The 16,886-nt window shown below is 52.6% G+C and carries 18 protein-coding genes; 3 read left to right on the top strand and 15 right to left on the bottom strand.

Annotated elements, in window-relative coordinates; all coding sequences use genetic code 11:
* Positions 1-57: 57 nt before the first annotated feature.
* A complete protein-coding gene (locus tag WKJ03_RS08450; protein WP_337841751.1) occupies positions 58-933 on the top strand; it encodes a hypothetical protein in 876 nt (291 codons plus the stop codon).
* Here the strand turns inward: WKJ03_RS08450 and WKJ03_RS08445 are convergent, their stop codons facing one another.
* From WKJ03_RS08445 to trxA, 3 genes are all read right to left on the bottom strand, one after another.
* Complete coding sequence (locus WKJ03_RS08445) at positions 934-2,229, bottom strand: NAD(P)/FAD-dependent oxidoreductase (protein ID WP_337841750.1); 1,296 nt, start codon at positions 2,227-2,229, stop codon at positions 934-936.
* Positions 2,230-2,428: 199 nt separating this feature from the next.
* Positions 2,429-3,697: a transcription termination factor Rho gene (gene rho / locus WKJ03_RS08440; protein ID WP_337841749.1), complete on the bottom strand. Its 1,269-nt coding sequence runs from the start codon at positions 3,695-3,697 to the stop codon at positions 2,429-2,431.
* A 260-nt stretch (positions 3,698-3,957) separates the two neighbouring features.
* Complete coding sequence (gene trxA, locus WKJ03_RS08435; protein ID WP_337841748.1) at positions 3,958-4,284, bottom strand: thioredoxin TrxA; 327 nt, start codon at positions 4,282-4,284, stop codon at positions 3,958-3,960.
* 103 nt (positions 4,285-4,387) lie between these two features.
* Here trxA and rhlB point away from each other — a divergent pair, with 103 nt between their 5' ends.
* Together rhlB and gppA are read left to right on the top strand one after the other, a co-directional pair.
* On the top strand, positions 4,388-5,659 hold the full coding sequence (gene rhlB / locus WKJ03_RS08430) for an ATP-dependent RNA helicase RhlB (RefSeq protein ID WP_337841747.1): 1,272 nt from the start codon (positions 4,388-4,390) through the stop codon (positions 5,657-5,659).
* On the top strand, positions 5,625-7,169 hold the full coding sequence (gppA, locus tag WKJ03_RS08425; protein WP_337841746.1) for a guanosine-5'-triphosphate,3'-diphosphate diphosphatase: 1,545 nt from the start codon (positions 5,625-5,627) through the stop codon (positions 7,167-7,169). Before rhlB ends, gppA begins: the two co-directional genes overlap by 35 nt.
* Before the next feature lie 37 nt (positions 7,170-7,206).
* On the opposite strand, the gene hemB is transcribed toward gppA, so the two are convergent.
* The 12 genes from hemB to WKJ03_RS08365 form a co-directional block, all read right to left on the bottom strand.
* On the bottom strand, positions 7,207-8,208 hold the full coding sequence (gene hemB, locus WKJ03_RS08420) for a porphobilinogen synthase (protein ID WP_337841745.1): 1,002 nt from the start codon (positions 8,206-8,208) through the stop codon (positions 7,207-7,209).
* Positions 8,192-8,968: a GGDEF domain-containing protein gene (locus WKJ03_RS08415; RefSeq protein WP_337841744.1), complete on the bottom strand. Its 777-nt coding sequence runs from the start codon at positions 8,966-8,968 to the stop codon at positions 8,192-8,194. The genes hemB and WKJ03_RS08415 overlap by 17 nt, the downstream gene beginning before the upstream one ends.
* Positions 8,961-9,758 (bottom strand): TatD family hydrolase, encoded by a 798-nt coding sequence (locus tag WKJ03_RS08410; RefSeq protein ID WP_337841743.1) that lies wholly within the window; start codon positions 9,756-9,758, stop codon positions 8,961-8,963. The genes WKJ03_RS08415 and WKJ03_RS08410 overlap by 8 nt, the downstream gene beginning before the upstream one ends.
* A complete protein-coding gene (locus tag WKJ03_RS08405; RefSeq protein ID WP_337841742.1) occupies positions 9,759-10,268 on the bottom strand; it encodes a hypothetical protein in 510 nt (169 codons plus the stop codon).
* Complete coding sequence (gene tatC, locus WKJ03_RS08400; RefSeq protein WP_337841741.1) at positions 10,265-11,014, bottom strand: twin-arginine translocase subunit TatC; 750 nt, start codon at positions 11,012-11,014, stop codon at positions 10,265-10,267. Before tatC ends, WKJ03_RS08405 begins: the two co-directional genes overlap by 4 nt.
* Positions 10,992-11,372, bottom strand: coding sequence for a Sec-independent protein translocase protein TatB (tatB, locus tag WKJ03_RS08395; RefSeq protein WP_337841740.1), 381 nt, complete (start codon positions 11,370-11,372; stop codon positions 10,992-10,994). Before tatB ends, tatC begins: the two co-directional genes overlap by 23 nt.
* Entirely contained in the window at positions 11,373-11,630 is a 258-nt protein-coding gene (gene tatA / locus WKJ03_RS08390; RefSeq protein ID WP_337841739.1) for a twin-arginine translocase TatA/TatE family subunit, read from the bottom strand.
* Positions 11,631-11,672: 42 nt separating this feature from the next.
* Entirely contained in the window at positions 11,673-13,295 is a 1,623-nt protein-coding gene (ubiB, locus tag WKJ03_RS08385) for a ubiquinone biosynthesis regulatory protein kinase UbiB (RefSeq protein ID WP_337841738.1), read from the bottom strand.
* Complete coding sequence (locus tag WKJ03_RS08380) at positions 13,295-13,903, bottom strand: SCP2 sterol-binding domain-containing protein (protein WP_337841737.1); 609 nt, start codon at positions 13,901-13,903, stop codon at positions 13,295-13,297. The genes ubiB and WKJ03_RS08380 overlap by 1 nt, the downstream gene beginning before the upstream one ends.
* Positions 13,903-14,655, bottom strand: a complete 753-nt coding sequence (gene ubiE / locus WKJ03_RS08375) for a bifunctional demethylmenaquinone methyltransferase/2-methoxy-6-polyprenyl-1,4-benzoquinol methylase UbiE (protein ID WP_337841736.1) — start codon at positions 14,653-14,655, stop codon at positions 13,903-13,905. Before ubiE ends, WKJ03_RS08380 begins: the two co-directional genes overlap by 1 nt.
* A 102-nt stretch (positions 14,656-14,757) precedes the next feature.
* Positions 14,758-15,828 (bottom strand): DNA alkylation repair protein, encoded by a 1,071-nt coding sequence (locus tag WKJ03_RS08370; RefSeq protein WP_337841735.1) that lies wholly within the window; start codon positions 15,826-15,828, stop codon positions 14,758-14,760.
* Positions 15,829-16,851 carry a diguanylate cyclase gene (locus WKJ03_RS08365; RefSeq protein WP_337841734.1) on the bottom strand — a complete coding sequence of 341 codons (1,023 nt, stop codon included), beginning with the start codon at positions 16,849-16,851 and terminating at the stop codon, positions 15,829-15,831.
* Between the last annotated feature and the right edge of the window lie 35 nt (positions 16,852-16,886).

The following is a 16,886-nucleotide window of genomic DNA, read 5'->3' as shown; positions in this document are numbered from 1 at the left end:
TTGTTGCTCAAAAAGCCTTTTGTTACTGTAGCGGCGGGCTGTAATAACGAGACATGGATGATGAAATTCTGGTGCTTTATGCTGATGGCTCTCGGCAGTGGTGTAGCCGCAGCGCAACCTGTGATGCTTTGGTACAACAGCCATTGGCCGCCATTTCGGATCGCGGAAGGGCCCAAAGCCGGGCAGGGGCGTTACGATGTGCTGATGCAGCAGCTGATGCAGGCTTTACCTCAGTATCAGCATCAGGTCCGGCAAATTCACCTGGCCCGGATCACCAGGGTGTCAGCCTCTACCAAAGAAAGTCACTGCACTTTTGGCCTGCGTTACACCGCAGAGCGTGCCAACCGTAGCTTTTTTTCTGAACCCGCCGCACTGATCACCAACCTGGAAATCAATTTTACTGAAGCGAACTCCAAGGCTCAGCGATTCTTGTCGACTGTTCAGGCCGTGGATATGGCGCAGTTGAGTCATCAGCCAGAGTTATTGGGTTTATTGGAAGCGGATAGGGCTTACCCTAACCTCATTTCACACCATCTGAACCAGGAGGGCAGCAATCTGGGCAGCAGTTCAATGTCGACATTGAATCCGGCGCAATTGCTGGAAGTTGGACGGGTCGACTACGTGGTGGATTATCCCAACCGGCTGGCTTTTTTTGCCAAAGAAGCGGGGCTGGAGTTACCTCTGGTGTCTCGTGCTATCGAAGGGCTGGAACCGCTGTCTTATGGCTATGTCAGCTGCACCAAGAGTGTGGAGGGGCAGCAGTGGATTGCCGACATCAATAAAGCTTTGTCCGGATTAAAATTGCAACCGGGCTACCGGCAAGCCATGCTGCTGTGGGCGACAGAGCCGGAAAAACAACTGTTATTGCAGCATTATTCCGAGTTCAGCCTGCAGCGGCAAATCCGGCCGGAGCAGGCTGAAACACGTGAATAACTAATGAAGTTTCAGCCGCGGTCGGATGATTTTATTGATTTTGCCAATCACTGAGATCATTAGGGTGCGCCACCAGCCATGCAACGCCATCTGGTGCATACGGTACAACGAGATGTAGGCCATGCGGGCAATTCGGCCTTCAATCATCATGGCACCGCCGACCAGATTGCCCATCAGATTGCCAACAGTGCCAAAACGGCTCAGCGAAATCAGTGAGCCATGATCCTTGTAGATATAAGGCGTCTGTGCTTTGCCCGCCAGCACCGCCAGCAGATTACGGGCGACGTGGCTGGCCATCTGGTGGGCGGACTGAGCCCGTGGCGGCACCCATTTATTGTCCGGCAGCGGGCAGCCGGCACAATCCCCAATTACATAAATCTGGCTGTCGATGGTGCTTTGCAAGGTTGGCAGCACCATCAGCTGATTAATGCGGTTGGTTTCCAGACCATCCAGCTCTTTCAGGAAGTCCGGTGCTTTGATGCCGGCAGCCCAGACCATCAACTCAGCATGCAGTTGTTCGTCACCCAGAGTCAGACCATCTTCAGTAGCCGCCGTCACTTTGGTATTGACCCGTACTTCCACCCCCAGTTTCAGCAATTCTTTATGGGCGGCGGCCGCAATACGTTCCGGTAAGGCGGGCAGAATTCGGGGGCCTGCTTCAATCACTGAAATTTTCAGCCGGTCGCGTTTCACATCATCAAAACCATAAGAGTTCAGTTCAGCCGCTGCATGGTGCAGTTCGGCGGCCAGCTCTACGCCAGTCGCGCCTGCGCCGACAATGGCAATATTCAGGTTTTCTTTCGGGTGTAATGGCGAATTCAGTTTCAGATAGGCTTCTAACAAGCGACGATGAAAACGGTTGGCCTGGGTTGGGCTGTCCAGGAAAATGCAGTGCTCCTGCACGCCAGGTGTGTTGAAATGATTGGAAATACTGCCAATGGCCAATACCAGGTAATCGTATTTCAGCCGTCGGGACTCCAGCACCAGGTCGCCGTTTTCATCTTGAATAGGAGCCAGAATGACTTCGCGTCCGGCGCGGTCCAGCCCTGTCATGGTGCCAAGCTGAAACTCAAAGCCATGGGCTTTGGCATGGGCTCTGTAGGTCACCTGGTCAATATCAACATCCAGGGTGCCTGTGGCCACTTCGTGTAATAAAGGTTTCCAGATATGGGTTGGGTTACGGTCAATCAGAGTCACCCGGGCTTTGTGGCGGCGGCCCAGCTTATTGCCCAGCCGGGTTGCCAGTTCCAGCCCACCGGCGCCACCGCCGACCACCAGAATATGTGGAGTAGTCATTGTTTCTCTCATCCGCTGCTGCCGCCAGTCCTGTTGGCAGCACTGCCTGCTTTGCCATCTGCACAATCATCCCTGAGTTGTGCCTTTGTCATTCCCTCGCGCGGCTGCATGGGTCGCACGTTATAGTGATTTCTCGCCAGCAATTGCACCGGCATAACTCTGTACATAAAAAAAACCGGCCACAGGGCCGGTTTTTGTCTTAACTGTTTTTCTGCCGTTTCATAGCTTCGAAAAACTCGTCGTTGGTTTTGGTCATCGACAGCTTATCAATCAGGAATTCCATGCAATCCGTTTCGTCCATTGGATTCAGGATTTTGCGCAGGATCCACATTTTTTGCAGCTCTTCCGGCGACGCCAGCAGTTCTTCACGGCGAGTACCGGAGCGGTTGAAATCAATGGCCGGGAACACACGGCGCTCGGCAATTTTACGCGACAGGTGCAATTCCATGTTGCCTGTGCCTTTGAATTCTTCGTAAATCACTTCGTCCATTTTCGAGCCTGTATCGACCAGCGCTGTGGCGATAATGGTCAGGCTGCCGCCTTCTTCCACGTTCCGGGCGGCACCAAAGAACCGTTTAGGCTTATGCAACGCGTTGGCGTCCACACCACCTGTCAGTACTTTGCCTGAACTTGGGATCACTGTGTTGTAAGCGCGGGCCAGACGGGTGATGGAGTCGAGCAGAATAATCACGTCTTTTTTATGTTCAACCAGGCGTTTGGCCTTTTCGATCACCATTTCTGCCACCTGAACGTGGCGGCTGGCAGGTTCGTCGAAGGTCGAAGCCACCACTTCACCTTTCACCAGTCGCTGCATCTCAGTGACTTCTTCCGGACGTTCGTCAATCAGCAGCACCATCAGCACACATTCAGGGTGATTGGCGGCAATCGACTGGGCAATGTTCTGCAACAGAATGGTTTTACCGGCTTTTGGTGGTGCCACAATCAGCGCCCGTTGACCACGGCCTATCGGGGAGGCTAAATCCAGCACCCGGGCTGTTAAGTCTTCTTTGGAGCCGTTACCACGTTCCATCCGCAGCCGTGAATTGGCATGCAAAGGGGTTAAGTTTTCAAACAAAATTTTATTACGGGCTTGCTCAGGGCGACCAAAGTTCACTTCGTTTACTTTGAGCAGCGCAAAATACCGTTCGCCTTCTTTCGGCGGGCGGATCAGGCCAGAAATACTGTCACCGGTACGCAGGTTAAAGCGGCGGATTTGGCTGGGGGAGACATAAATATCGTCCGGACCTGCCAGATAAGAACTGTCTGCAGAACGCAGGAAGCCAAAGCCGTCGGTCAGAATTTCCAGAACGCCATCGCCGTAAATTTCTTCACCGTTTTTGGCATGGGCTTTCAGGATGGCGAAGATAATGTCCTGCTTGCGCAGGCGGGCCATATTTTCCAGGCCCATAGATTCAGATAAATCAACCAGCTCGTTAATTGGCTTTAGTTTCAGTTCGGTTAAATGCATAGTGTGTGGATTCTTGTTGGTCAAACAGAATTACAAGCTTATCGCGCTGATTAAAAGGAAGTAGGCTTAGGTTTAGTCAACGGGACAGCGTGGTTTTAGGGATTTGTTGCTGCGATACACCTTAGCAGGATAAATTTCTGGCGTCCAGATGAAAACGAGAAAAGCTGCATTTTTATACGGCGAGTGCTCTGTTCGGGTTAAATGAGCGGAAACAGCAGGGAACAGGCGAAAACCCTCAACAGATTGTCGCCTGAATTCAATCAGATATGGCTGTCTAAAAACTCTTTTAACTGAGTTTTTGATAAAGCACCTACTTTAGTGGCCGCCACCTGGCCATTTTTAAACAGCAGCAGTGTTGGGATGCCACGAATACCGAACTTTGGCGGTGTGCCTGGGTTGTGGTCGATATTGACTTTAGCGACTGTCACTTTGCCGGCGTACTCTTTGGCGACGTCGTCCAGAATAGGTGCAATCATTTTGCACGGACCACACCACTCAGCCCAAAAATCAACCAGAACAGGTGCGTTAGCTTTTAACACATCGGCTTCAAAGCTATCGTCTGACACCTGCAGAATATGTTCACTCATTGTATTCTCCGTTAGTACTGGGCAGTTGGGTACTGCAAAAATTTAAAGCCAATTTTATCCGGACTGTTCCTTATTGCAAGCGTAACGGTTATGCTTAGCGCGTATGAATAAAACACACTTAACACCACACAAATTCGCCGATTTTGCATTGGCACCTCAGGTTCTTGCCGCACTTTCTGCGCAAGGTTTCGAGCATTGCACACCAATACAGGCGCAGTGTCTTCCCATAGCTCTGACCGGCAAAGATATAGCAGGACAGGCCCAGACCGGAACAGGTAAAACCCTCGCGTTTTTAACCGCCACTTTCCACTATTTACTGACACACGAACCTCGTGGGTCAGGTCAACCGCGGGCCATTATTATGGCGCCGACCCGGGAACTGGCAGTGCAGATCCATCATGACGCTCAGGCGCTGGCCAAACACTCAGGTTTGAAGCTTGCTCTGATCTATGGGGGCGAAGGGTACGATACTCAACGTCAGGCGCTGGAAAAAGGTGCAGATATTTTGATCGGGACCACAGGCCGTCTGATTGACTACCTGAAACAAGGCCTGTACGACCTGTCACAAATTCAGGTGGTGGTGCTGGATGAAGCGGACCGGATGTTTGATCTGGGCTTTATCAAAGACATCCGCTTTTTGTTTCGCCGGATGCCACCGGCCACAGAGCGCCTGAGTCTGTTGTTCTCCGCAACCTTGTCTTACAAAGTGCAGGAACTGGCTTTTGAACAGATGAACCAGCCTGTGCATGTGCATGTGGCGCCAGAGCAAATGACCGGCAGCCGGATTAGCGAAGAGCTGTTCTACCCGTCCGATGAGCACAAGATGAAACTCTTGCTGACGCTGATGGAAGAAGAGTGGCCGGATAAGGCTATAGTGTTTGCCAATACCAAACACTGCTGCGAAGACATTCACGCCTGGCTGGAAGCCGACGGGCATCGTGTTGGTTTACTGACAGGTGACGTGATTCAGAAAAAACGTCTGCGTATTCTGGAAGAGTTTACCAAAGGACAGCTTGACATTCTGGTCGCTACAGACGTGGCTGCCCGCGGGCTGCATATTCCGAAAGTCAGTCATGTGTTTAACTACGACCTGCCGGATGATTGTGAAGACTATGTGCACCGTATTGGCCGCACAGGCCGCGCTGGTGAAAGTGGCAAAGCCATCAGTTTCGCCTGTGAGCGTTATGCGCTGAACCTGACGGCCATTGAAGACTATATCCGTCATGCCATTCCGGTGACTCAGTACGATGCGACTGTGTTGCTGGATGATGTTACCCCGCCCAAACCCCGTGTCCGTCGTCGGCCTGGACAGGCCCGTACCGGCCAGCGAAGTCAGTCGAATGGCTCGCGGAACCCACGCAGCCGTCCGCGTTAAGGCGATGCAATTTGGTCAGACCCAATCACAGCATAATGATATTTATGCTGTGATTGACCTCGGCTCGAACAGCTTCCACATGTTGATGGTTAAAGTGGTGGCTGGCAGTGTGCAGGTGATAGGCCGGGTGAAACGTAAAGTGCGTCTGGCGGCTGGTTTAAATGACAGCCTGGTGCTCAGTAAAGAAGCCATGACCCGTGGCTGGGAATGCCTGGCGTTATTTGCTGAACGGCTGCAGGATATTCCGGCCAGCAATATCCGTATTGTCGGCACGGCCACCTTGCGACTGGCCCGCAACGTCAAAACCTTTCTGACGGAAGCCGAACAGATCCTTGGCCATAAAATTGAAGTGATTTCCGGCGAAGAAGAAGCCCGTATTATTTACCTTGGTGTGGCCCATACTTCCAATTGTGAAGCCAACCGACTGGTGATCGACATCGGTGGCGCCTCCACTGAAGTGGTGGTCGGACAGGGGTTTCAGCCATTACTGTTGTCCAGCCTGAATATGGGCTGTGTCACTTACCTGGAACGGTATTTCCAGAACAACGAACTCAGTGAACAGAACTTTAATGCTGCTATTGCGGCGGCGGAGCGGGAAATTCAAAGCGTAGCGGAGCAGTATCTGGCCCAAGGCTGGCAAAACGCCGTAGGCGCCTCCGGCACTGTGCAGGCATTGCAGGAAATTCTGGTTGCACAAGGCAAGGACGAAGTCATTACCTTGTCCCGTCTTGAGACTGTGCTGCAACAAGCGCTGGCTTGTGGTCATATGGACCAATTGATGATTCCCGGTCTGGCGCAAGAACGCAAACAGGTCTTCCCGTCCGGTCTGGCCATTCTGATCGCGTTATTCCGGGTGTTGCAGATTAAAGGTATGACTTTGTCCGGTGGTGCACTGCGTGAAGGTGTGTTGTACGGCATGTTACCGCAGTTACAGCATCAGGATGTGCGGGCCAGCACAGTGCAAAGCATGATGGTTCGGTATTTTATTGACCAGCAACACGCCAACCGGGTGGCGGATATGGCGGCCATGCTGGCTCAGCAGCTGGACTCTCAGTGGAAACTGCAAAGCTTTGAAGGTTTAAGTATTTTGCGTTGCGGCGCTTTGTTGCATGAGCTGGGTTTGCTGATTGAATACAAAAACCATCACCATCATGGCGCTTATATTATCAACCATGCGGAGTTGCCGGGATTCACCCGGGCGCAGCAGCAGTTGTTGATGGCCCTGGTTCACAACCACAGAGCCGATCTGAATAAAGATATTCTGGCACGCCAGACCATGACATCTGTGCTGCTGGCGGTAAGGCTGACCCGCATATTGCGGCTGGCAGTCATTCTGTCGATGCGCCGCCGCCATGAAGCTTTACCTGCTGTGCAAGTGCAGGCCCATGCGGAGGCATTGCATTTAACCTTACCTACAGGCTGGCTGGAACATCATCCACTGATGCGGGCTGAACTGGAACAGGAAGCTGTGTACCAACAACAGGCTGGGTGGCAGCTGATAGTGCAATAAAAGATTGGGGGGCAGAGCCATACCCTGACCCCTTTTGTTATTTCAGCCACTGCGCAGCGCGTTTGGCAAAGTACGTCAGAATGGCGTCGGCACCGGCGCGCTTAAATGCCAGTAAAGACTCCATCACTACCGCTTCTTCATTCAGCCAGCCATTTTGAATGGCAGCCATATGCATGGCGTACTCACCGCTGACCTGATAGGCAAAAGTCGGTACCCCGAACTCGTCTTTGACACGACGGACTATGTCCAGATAGGGCATTCCAGGCTTAACCATCACCATGTCGGCACCTTCTTCCAGATCCAATGCCACTTCACGCAGGGCTTCGTTGCTGTTGGCCGGGTCCATCTGATAGGACTTTTTATTGCCACCTTTCAGGTTGCCCGCGGAGCCTACCGCATCCCGGAAAGGACCGTAGTAGGCTGAAGCATATTTGGCTGAATAGGCCAGAATTTGGGTGTTCACAAAACCGGCGTCTTCCAGTGCTTCCCGGATAGCGCCAATACGGCCATCCATCATATCGGACGGGGCTACTATGTCTGCACCGGCTGCTGCGTGCGACAAGGCCTGCTTGACCAGAATGTCGGTCGTGATGTCGTTCAGTACATAACCATTCTCATCAATAATGCCGTCCTGACCATGGGTAGTAAAAGGGTCCAGAGCGACATCGGTAATAATGCCCAGTTCTGGCACCTGTTGTTTTAATAACCGTACTGCGCGTTGCGCCAATGCATCCGGGTTATAGGCTTCTTCGGCCATCAGTGATTTTTTTTCAGCGGGCGTGACCGGAAACAGTGCTATGGCCGGAATACCCAAATCGGCCAGCTCCCGTGCTTCCTCAAGTAATAAATCCAGCGACAGCCGTTCTACACCTGGCATGGAGGCCACGGCCTGACGCTGGTTTTCACCTTCGACAATAAATATCGGATAAATGAGGTCGTTGACGCTAAGTTGGTTTTCCGCCATCAGCCGGCGGCTGAAATCGTGCGCTCGTAACCGGCGCAGCCGGCTGGCGGGGAAATATTCATTGGTTTTGCTCATGGGATTCTGACTCCTGTGCAGCCACTTCATGCTGCGAAAGTTCCGAACACACCACTTTGTTGCGTCCGGTTTGTTTGGCCTGGTACAAGGCCGCATCTGCGGCCTGAATAAAGTCACTGCTGGTCTGCAGGGGTTCGGGGATAGCCGTATAACAGCCGATACTGGCGTTGACCAGTAACACCAGTTGCTGATACCTGACCTGAGAATGCGCCAGGTCATGCCGCACCTGTTCGGCCAGCAGCATGGCTCCCTCTGAATTGGTATTGGGCAGGATCAGCGCAAATTCTTCACCACCATAGCGGCATAAATGATCGCTGCTGCGTTTCAGGTGGCTTTGAATACTCTGCGCCACTTGCTGAATGACCGCGTCCCCGGCCAGATGACCATGTTGGTCGTTGATGGCTTTAAAATGATCGATATCAATCATCAGCAGCGATAAAAAGCTGCGTTCACGTCGACAGCGTTTCAGCTCGGCCACCAGTTTCTGATCAAAAAACGCCCTGTTACGCACACCAGTCAGCGCGTCCAGCGTATTTTGCTGTTCCAGCTGACGGTTTTTATCGGCCAGCTCATTCAGGGTAATTTGCAACTCCAGTGTCCGTTGCTGAATTTTTTCTTCCAGCTCATCCGCCACTTCCTGTTGCCAGCGTCGTTGTTGCCAGACAAACAGTAGCCAGGCCAGCAACGAGATCAGGACAGTGGCCATGGCGAAACCGGCCCCCAGGCCCTGCCATTGCTGAGATAACCATTCATTATCCATCCCTGTGCTCCATCAGACGAAATACACGGCTAAAATTCAGGCTGGTTTGTTCGGCCAGCTGCGCCAGGCTGAGCTGCTTCAGCTCTGCAAGATACCTGGCTATCTCAGGGATAAAGGCCGGTTCATTGCGACGGTTTTTCGGTTTGGCAACGAGAGTCCTTGGTAACAAATAAGGCGCATCGGTTTCCAGCAGGATCCGGTCCAAAGGCAGGTACTGGATGGCCTCTGTCAACTCCTGGTTCCGGCGTTCGTCACAGAGCCAGCCGGTAATACCAATCAGTAAACCTAAATCCAGATAAGCTGTCAGTTGGGCTTTGTTGCCGGTAAAACAATGGGCGACTCCGGTGATGCCCGGGTAAGCGCGCAGCAATGCCAGTTGGTCGGCAAAAGCGTCCCGTTCATGTAAATACACAGGTTTCTGTAATTCAGACGCCAGTTGCAACTGCTGTTCAAACACCTGAAGCTGGGTGTTTCTGGGGCTGAAATCCCGGTTAAAGTCCAGTCCGCATTCGCCGACAGCCACCACGGCAGGCTCATTCAGCAGCGGACGCAGTTGCTGAACCCAGTCTGAGGGTACGCATGCTGCCTGATGTGGATGCACTCCGGCAGTACAGAATACACCAGGATGCTTTTGGCAGAATGCCAGATTCAGGGCACTTTCAGGCAGATCTGAACTGATCAGCAGCAACTGTTGCACTGCATGCTGCTTTGCGCGCTCAATCACCTCAGCCCGGTCAGCATCAAACTGATTGCTGAATAAATTGACTCCGGCATCACAAAAACTGGCCACTTACTGATCCCGACGAACCCGGGTTTTACGTGGTGAATCTTGTTGTCCGAGGAAAAATGAGTTCAGCACACCACGGGTTAACTGATAGGTTTCGCCTGTTTTGGCGACGAAGGATTCTTTGGTGATCTGGCGCCAGACCTGACCATTGTCGAAGGTAAAGATCTTCTGACCATGAGGAGCTGTCGCAATTTTTGTTAATACGACAGTGACTGCTTCTGGTAAATCTTCCGGTGGTGCTGCTCTGTGTTCAATACCAAAGTCCTGTTCAGCTGTTTTTTCCGGTGCAGGGCTTGCGGCTGCTGCCTGAACAGGCTGTTGCGCGACCACTAGGGGGACCGCTTTTGTTGTCACAGTTTCGGCAACGGTCTTGGCTGGTTGTCCTATCTGGTCATAACACAGCAGCCGGGGCAGATCTTGACTGATTTGGCGGCATCTCTGCAATTCGTCATCGACTGTTGCCGCCTGAACCGACGCCAAAAGCAAACTCATTGTCACAACTACAGCTTTCATTGAATTTCCTCGTTTGTAGTGTCGTCTGTGCCGGGCTGATAAAACCGGCTCAGCCAGATCCCCAGTTCATACAACAGGCACATAGGCACAGCGAGCAGTGTCTGTGACAGCACATCAGGTGGTGTCAGCAACATGCCGATAATAAAAGCGAACACCACAAAATAAGGCCGCTTTTCTACCAGACTTTTCCGCTCTACGGCGCCTGTCCAGACCAGTAATAACACGGCGACCGGAATTTCGAAAGCCAGACCAAAGGCAAAAAACAATTTCAGTACAAAGTCGAGATAGCTGCTGATATCGGTGGCAATGGTCACCCCTTCAGGAGCCACACTGGTAAAGAAGCCAAAGACAATAGGGAAGACGACAAAATAGGCAAAGCAGATGCCGAGGTAAAACAGCAGGGTGCTGGAGACGATCAGTGGTGCCACCAGATGTTTTTCTTTCTGATACAAAGCGGGCGCCACAAACAACCAGATCTGCCACAAAATATAAGGCACCGCCAGACAACAAGCGACAATAAAGGTCAGTTTAAAAGGCGCGAAAAAAGGGGCCGCCACGTCGGTGGCTATCATGGATGCACCTTGCGGTAACACCGTCATCAATGGCGAGGCCAGCAGGTGGTAAATGTCGGCTGCCCAATAGGCCAGGCCAATAAACACCAGCAGCACAGCAGCCACCACATGCAACAGCCGACGACGTAACTCGATCAGGTGACCTAACAGGCTATTGGGATTTGTGCTGCTCATAACTGTCTGTGGTTGGAGAAGAAGAGGCGGGCTGCTCTGAAGTCACAGCTGCTGAGGCAGCGGGAGCGGCAGCTGCAGGATACGGGTTGGTCACATCCGCCGCCGCCTGACGCAGTTCAGCAATGGCCTGCATTTCTTCGTTGTTGAGATTCAGCAAACCCTTTTCTTCGGCCTGCTTCAGCTTTTCGTGCAGTTCCTGTACCCGCAGTTCGTCATTCAGCTCGGCCTGCATTTGCTGGCCAAACTGTTTTACTCCGCGGATAAAGTCGCTGACACTCCGGATGGCGCCAGGAAGTCGCTCTGGCCCTAACACCAACAAAGCGACAACGGCGATAACCACCAGCTCCCAAAAACTCATTTAGCGCTGATCAGTTGATTTTTGCTGCTCCTGCGCAGCAGTAGTTTGCTGGGCTGCAGGTTTCTGTTCGACTGCCGGCTGAGCAGACGGAGCTGGCACTTCGGTATCCTCGGCCTGCTCTTTCACTGAACTGCGGAAGCCTTTAATAGCAGAGCCTAAGTCTGAACCCAGACTGCGTAAGCGTTTTGTGCCAAATAGCAGAACTATAATGACCAGAATAATCAGAAGTTGCCAGATACTGATGCCACCAAAACCCATGTTGAATATCCCCTTGTTACTGCCTGCTGCACCTGCTTCAGGTCAGCGTATTTTCCAGAGCATAGCCGCCGTGACTAAGCCACCGCAGGCTGCTGTTATAGTCCAGCCAGATGTCAATAATAAGACAGTGGCTACAAAACTCATACCACCAAACACCGCACAGGCCAGTTTTTTTGTCTGTTCCTGCTGTTGCAGTTGCAACTGCTGCAGTTGTTGCAACAGCGCCTGTTGGTTCTTTGGCCCTTGCTGCAGGTAGTTGTGCAATAAACCCGGCATGTCGGGCAGTTTTTCTGCCCAAAACGGCAAATTGGCTTTTAATTCGCGCCACAAGGCGACCGGCCCCATTTGCTGTTGGACCCAGTTTTCCAGAAAGGGTTTCGCGGTCTGCCATAAATCCAGTTGCGGGTACAGCTGACGGCCCAGACCTTCGATATACAGCAGGGTTTTTTGCAATAACACCAGCTGAGGTTGCACCTGCATATTAAAACGGCGGGCTGTGTTGAACAGGTTAAACAACACCTGGCCAAAGGAAATATCCTGCAGAGGTTTCTGGAAAATCGGCTCACAGACAGTGCGGATAGCGCTTTCAAACTCTTCCACGCTGGTATCCGCAGGCACCCAGCCGGAATCAACGTGCAGCTGTGCAACTTTCAGATAATCGCGGTTAAAAAAGGCGACAAAGTTTTCGGCCAGATAACGTTTGTCTTCTTTATTCAGGGTACCCACTATACCGCAATCAATGCCGATATATTTAGGGTTTTCCGGTGTCTCGCGTGAGACAAAAATGTTGCCTGGGTGCATATCGGCATGAAAAAAGCTGTCGCGGAACACCTGGGTGAAAAACACCTCCACCCCCCGCTTGGCCAGCAGTTCCATATTGGTGCCTTGTGCTTTTAACGCCGGAATGTCGGAGACCGGGATGCCGTAAATGCGCTCCATCACCATCACGGCAGGGCGGCTGTAATCGGCATACACATAAGGCACATACAGGGAGTCTGAGCCTTCGAAATTACGCCGCAGCTGAATGGCATTGGCGGCTTCCCGCTGCAAATCCAGTTCGTCCAGAATGGTTTTTCGGTATTCGGCCACTACTTCTTGTGGCCGCAGCCGCTTGCCGTCTGGCAGGTAACGGGCCACCAGTCCGGCCAATGCGTCCATCAGCTCCAGATCGGCCAGAATTTGTGGCCGGATAGCAGGCCGGATCACTTTAACCACCACATCAACCACAGCACCATCAGCCTGTTTCAAACCTGCGGTGTGCACCTGAGCAATAGAAGCCGACGCCAAAGGGGTCAGCTCAAAATAACTGAATAACTCGTCCAGACTGTGCAGGCCCAGCTGCTTTTTCACTACAGCTTCGGCCTGTTCACCAGGGAAGGGGCTGACTTTATCCTGCAGTTTGGCCAGTTCGTCGACCCATTCATCAGGGAACAAATCGCGGCGGGTGGACAACATTTGACCAAATTTAACCCAAACCGGCCCTAACTGCTGCAAGGCCAGTCGCAGTCTCTCTCCCTGCGATTTTTCCGGATGACGGTTACTGAGCCAGAAGGCGCAGCTTCGCACCAGTTGCCAGTACCAGGGGCGCCATTTTTCAGGCACCAGATTGTCCAGGCCAAAGCGCAGTAAGGTGCTGAAAATCTGATAAAAGCGCTTGATACCCACTACGACTCCTGCAGGGTTTTTAATTGACGGCTGAGCTGCTCAAGCCGGGTTTGCACTGACGTCAGGCTGAGCTGAAATTGCTGAAACTCGGCACGGCTTGGCGTGCTTTGCAATTCGTCCTGCAGCAATTCGACGCTTTGTTGCTGCAACTCGGCCAGCTTATGCAGCAGCAGTTGCTGCACCTGCCGTAGAGCAGTCGCCAGCTTGTGGGCCAGTGCGTCGCCCAGCCAGACGGACAGCTCTTGTTGCCAGTCGGGGTCTAACTGCTGCAGGACCTGGCTGAATTTTTGCGCCACCTGCAAATCACCCTGAATGCTGAGTTTGTCTTGTTTAATCAGCCGGGTCAGTTGGCTGGGATCGGCCAGTTGACGGACTGTGGTCAGATCGGTGCTGATTTCGCAGTCCGCCTGCTCCAGATGCTGGTTTAACAACAGTTGCCGTTCCGAGGCTGACAGCACAAAACGCCAGGGCAGCTCCTTTAACTGCAATGCCAGCTGTTTGCCTTGCACTGGGGCCAGTAACTGAACAGAGGTAGGGTCCATTGCCAGCAGCTTCTGCAGCACCTTTTCAAAGGCAGCACAGAGCAGCTGTGGCAGCAGGTTCAACATCAGAACTTGTATCCTTTGTGCAGGGCGACAATGCCACCGGTCAGGTTGTGGTAACTGACATGCTCAAAACCGGCGCTTTGCATCATCTGTTTCAGGGTGTCCTGATCCGGATGCATCCGGATGGACTCGGCCAGGTACTGGTAGCTGTCTTTGTCATTGGCGACCAGCTGACCAATGGCTGGCAGCAGTTTAAAGGAGTAGAGATCGTAGACTTTGCTCAGCCAGTCGTATTCAGGTTTGGAAAACTCCAGCACCAGCAGGCGGCCACCTGGCTTCAACACACGGTACATGGAGCGCAGCGCGGCATCTTTGTCGGTGACGTTGCGAAGGCCAAAACCTATGCTGATGATGTCAAAACTGTTATCCGCAAAAGGTAAGGCTTCGGCATTGGCCTGCACATACTGAATGTTATTCACTAAACCCAGGTCACGCAGTTTGTCGCGACCGACATTCAGCATGGACTCATTGATATCGGCCAGCACCACTTTGCCTGTTGGGCCAACCCGTTTTGAAAACAGTGCCGTGATATCGCCGGTGCCACCGGCCAGGTCCAGTACCTGATGACCAGCGCGTACACCACTGCTGTCAATGGTAAAACGTTTCCACAGCCGGTGAATACCCATCGACATCAGGTCGTTCATCAGGTCATATTTGCCTGCCACCGAGTGAAATACATTGGCCACCAGCGAGACTTTGTCTTCCTGCCGCACTGTTTTAAAACCAAAGTGGGTTTGATTGGATGGGTCTGACATAAATAAGCCTCGGGCAGAAAAATTGGCGTTAGTGTAAAAGATTCAGGCGGCCACGCCAATCATTGCGCGGACTTTCTGTGCGGTCTGAACCAGGCTGTCCTGTCAGTTCAGGGCAAAGGACTGGCTCGCAATACAACGGCCATTCAGCCAGACTTCCAGTTGGTGTTGTCCCGGGTAGTGCTTACGGGTAGTCAGGTCGACGAATGCCTGTTGTTTATTTAGTTGCAATGGCTGACCTTGCCACTGGGGTCTGGCCCATTGAAACACTTTGTAGCTGAGCTGGCCGTTTTTTTTCAGATAACCAATGCGATACTCCAGCCGCAAGGGACCAGCGGGCGCCTCGCCTGTTAAGGTCAACTGAAACTGCAGCGGCTGGGTGGCCGATGCGGTGGTGGAGATCAGACTTAACTGCGCCTGTAAATCCACAGGCATAATACCAAACAGCTGTAACGCCTGAGGATTGGCCTGCTTCAATAAACCACGCAGTGCATGGCGTACAATCCAGTGGGTGGCATGGCTGTGATTCAGCCAGCGTTCCGCCAGTTGTAACACCAGCTGTGGATGATCTTTACTGATGTCATTCAGATGATTCGCCACACTGCGCTGCACATAGGCTTCTGGATCCGCTTTCAGCCGCTCCAGCACTGGCATTAGAGGGGTTGGGTCCTGTTGATAGGGTTTCAACGCCAGCCCCCAGGGCAAGCGGGGCCGGGCGCCTTCACTGGCCAGCCGGCGCTGATGTAAATCGTCCGATTCAGCCCATTGCAATAACTGGGGTAACACCAGTTCAGGGTACCGCAACAAAAAGGGCCGGATAGCAAATTCACTGCTGGAATAGCGGGTCAGTTCACCCAGTGCCTGAATGGACAACTCCGGCTGTTCCAGCCCATAAGCCTCAACAAAGTCAGGAAACACCAGACCCTGTAAGCCGGAAAACTGCACAGCCACCTGTTGCACAATGGGGAGTGCAGTTGCAAAGGATTGAGGTAAATGCAGCGCGAGCGCCGTACTGATCCGACGCATACGTTGTTTCAGTTCCAGCTCAGACCAGTCATCCGCCAGCACATAGGTACTGAAAGCGCTCAGATCAAAAGCCGGGTGCTGTTGCTGGCACAACAATCCCAGCTGTCGTATAAAAGAGGGGGAATAGCAGTCTTTCAGTGCTGCTGCCATTTACAGAGCCAGCATCAGCTCGTTCGCAACCTGGTTACGGCCGCGTTGCTTGGCTTCCTGCAGCACCCGGGCTGAGCGCGATAAAAACTGATGCCAGTTTTCCGCGGCGTTGTAGATGGAGACCCCCAGAGAAATGGTGATTTTCGGTAAGGTCTTTTTGCTTTTTGATGAAACAAACCGCAGTTTTTCGACGCCGCGCCGCACTTGTTCAGCAATTTCGCCGGCTGTACGTAAATCGACATCTGGCAGCAAAATAAGGAACTCTTCGCCACCACAACGCACAGGCAAACCACTTTCCTGCACATAACTGGCAATTTTGCGCGCCACTTTACTTAAAATCACATCCCCAATACCAGCGCCATAGTCCTGATTAAACTGGGCAAAATGATCCAGATCGACCGCTATTGCCGCAATACGGCGATGCGGGTTTTCACTGAGCCATAAGTCCAGATGCTCCTGCATGGCCAGTCGGTTGTAGAGACCGGTTAAGGGATCGAGCTGGCGTTCCTGTTTCAGCCGGTCCAGCTCATCACGCAGGAGGTGACATTGCTCGTTGGAGAACTCGAGTTGGTCCTGCAGCTTTTGCTGTGAGGCTTTGATGGCGTAAGTGGCGCTGATGGCTTTATTGATGCTGTCTTTGCTGCGGTTGCTATTGTTTGGATCCAGCCCCAGCAACACCTGATCCAGCATATCAATGTAGTGTTGCACTGCTTCGTTGGCAATGTCGGTGGTGCCGGACAGCTTGGCCAGCATAGTGGTGACCTGATGGGCTAAGGCTTCTTGCCGTGCCTGTTGCGGCACCAGCCACTGACTGTACAGCTCGGCCATCACAAAATCATCAAAACTGGCCTGAGCGGCCAGTTTCTGTTCGATAGCGTGGCATAAACCGGCGTTGTGACCACTGATGTACTCATAGATCACTGTGTAATTGACCGGGTGGGCTGCCAAACGATGCCGCTGTAAAAAAGCGGCCGTCAGCGCCGCCTTTTCACCCGCTTGATCGATTGAGTCCTGATATTTCATGCCAAGCCTGACTCCAACTAAATACTACTGCTCAT

This window comes from Rheinheimera sp., assembly GCF_037442525.1.
In the GTDB taxonomy this organism is placed as follows: Bacteria; Pseudomonadota; Gammaproteobacteria; order Enterobacterales; family Alteromonadaceae; genus Pararheinheimera.
Note: the sequence above shows the minus strand (reverse complement) of the source record. Positions and strands in the feature narration are given on the sequence as shown.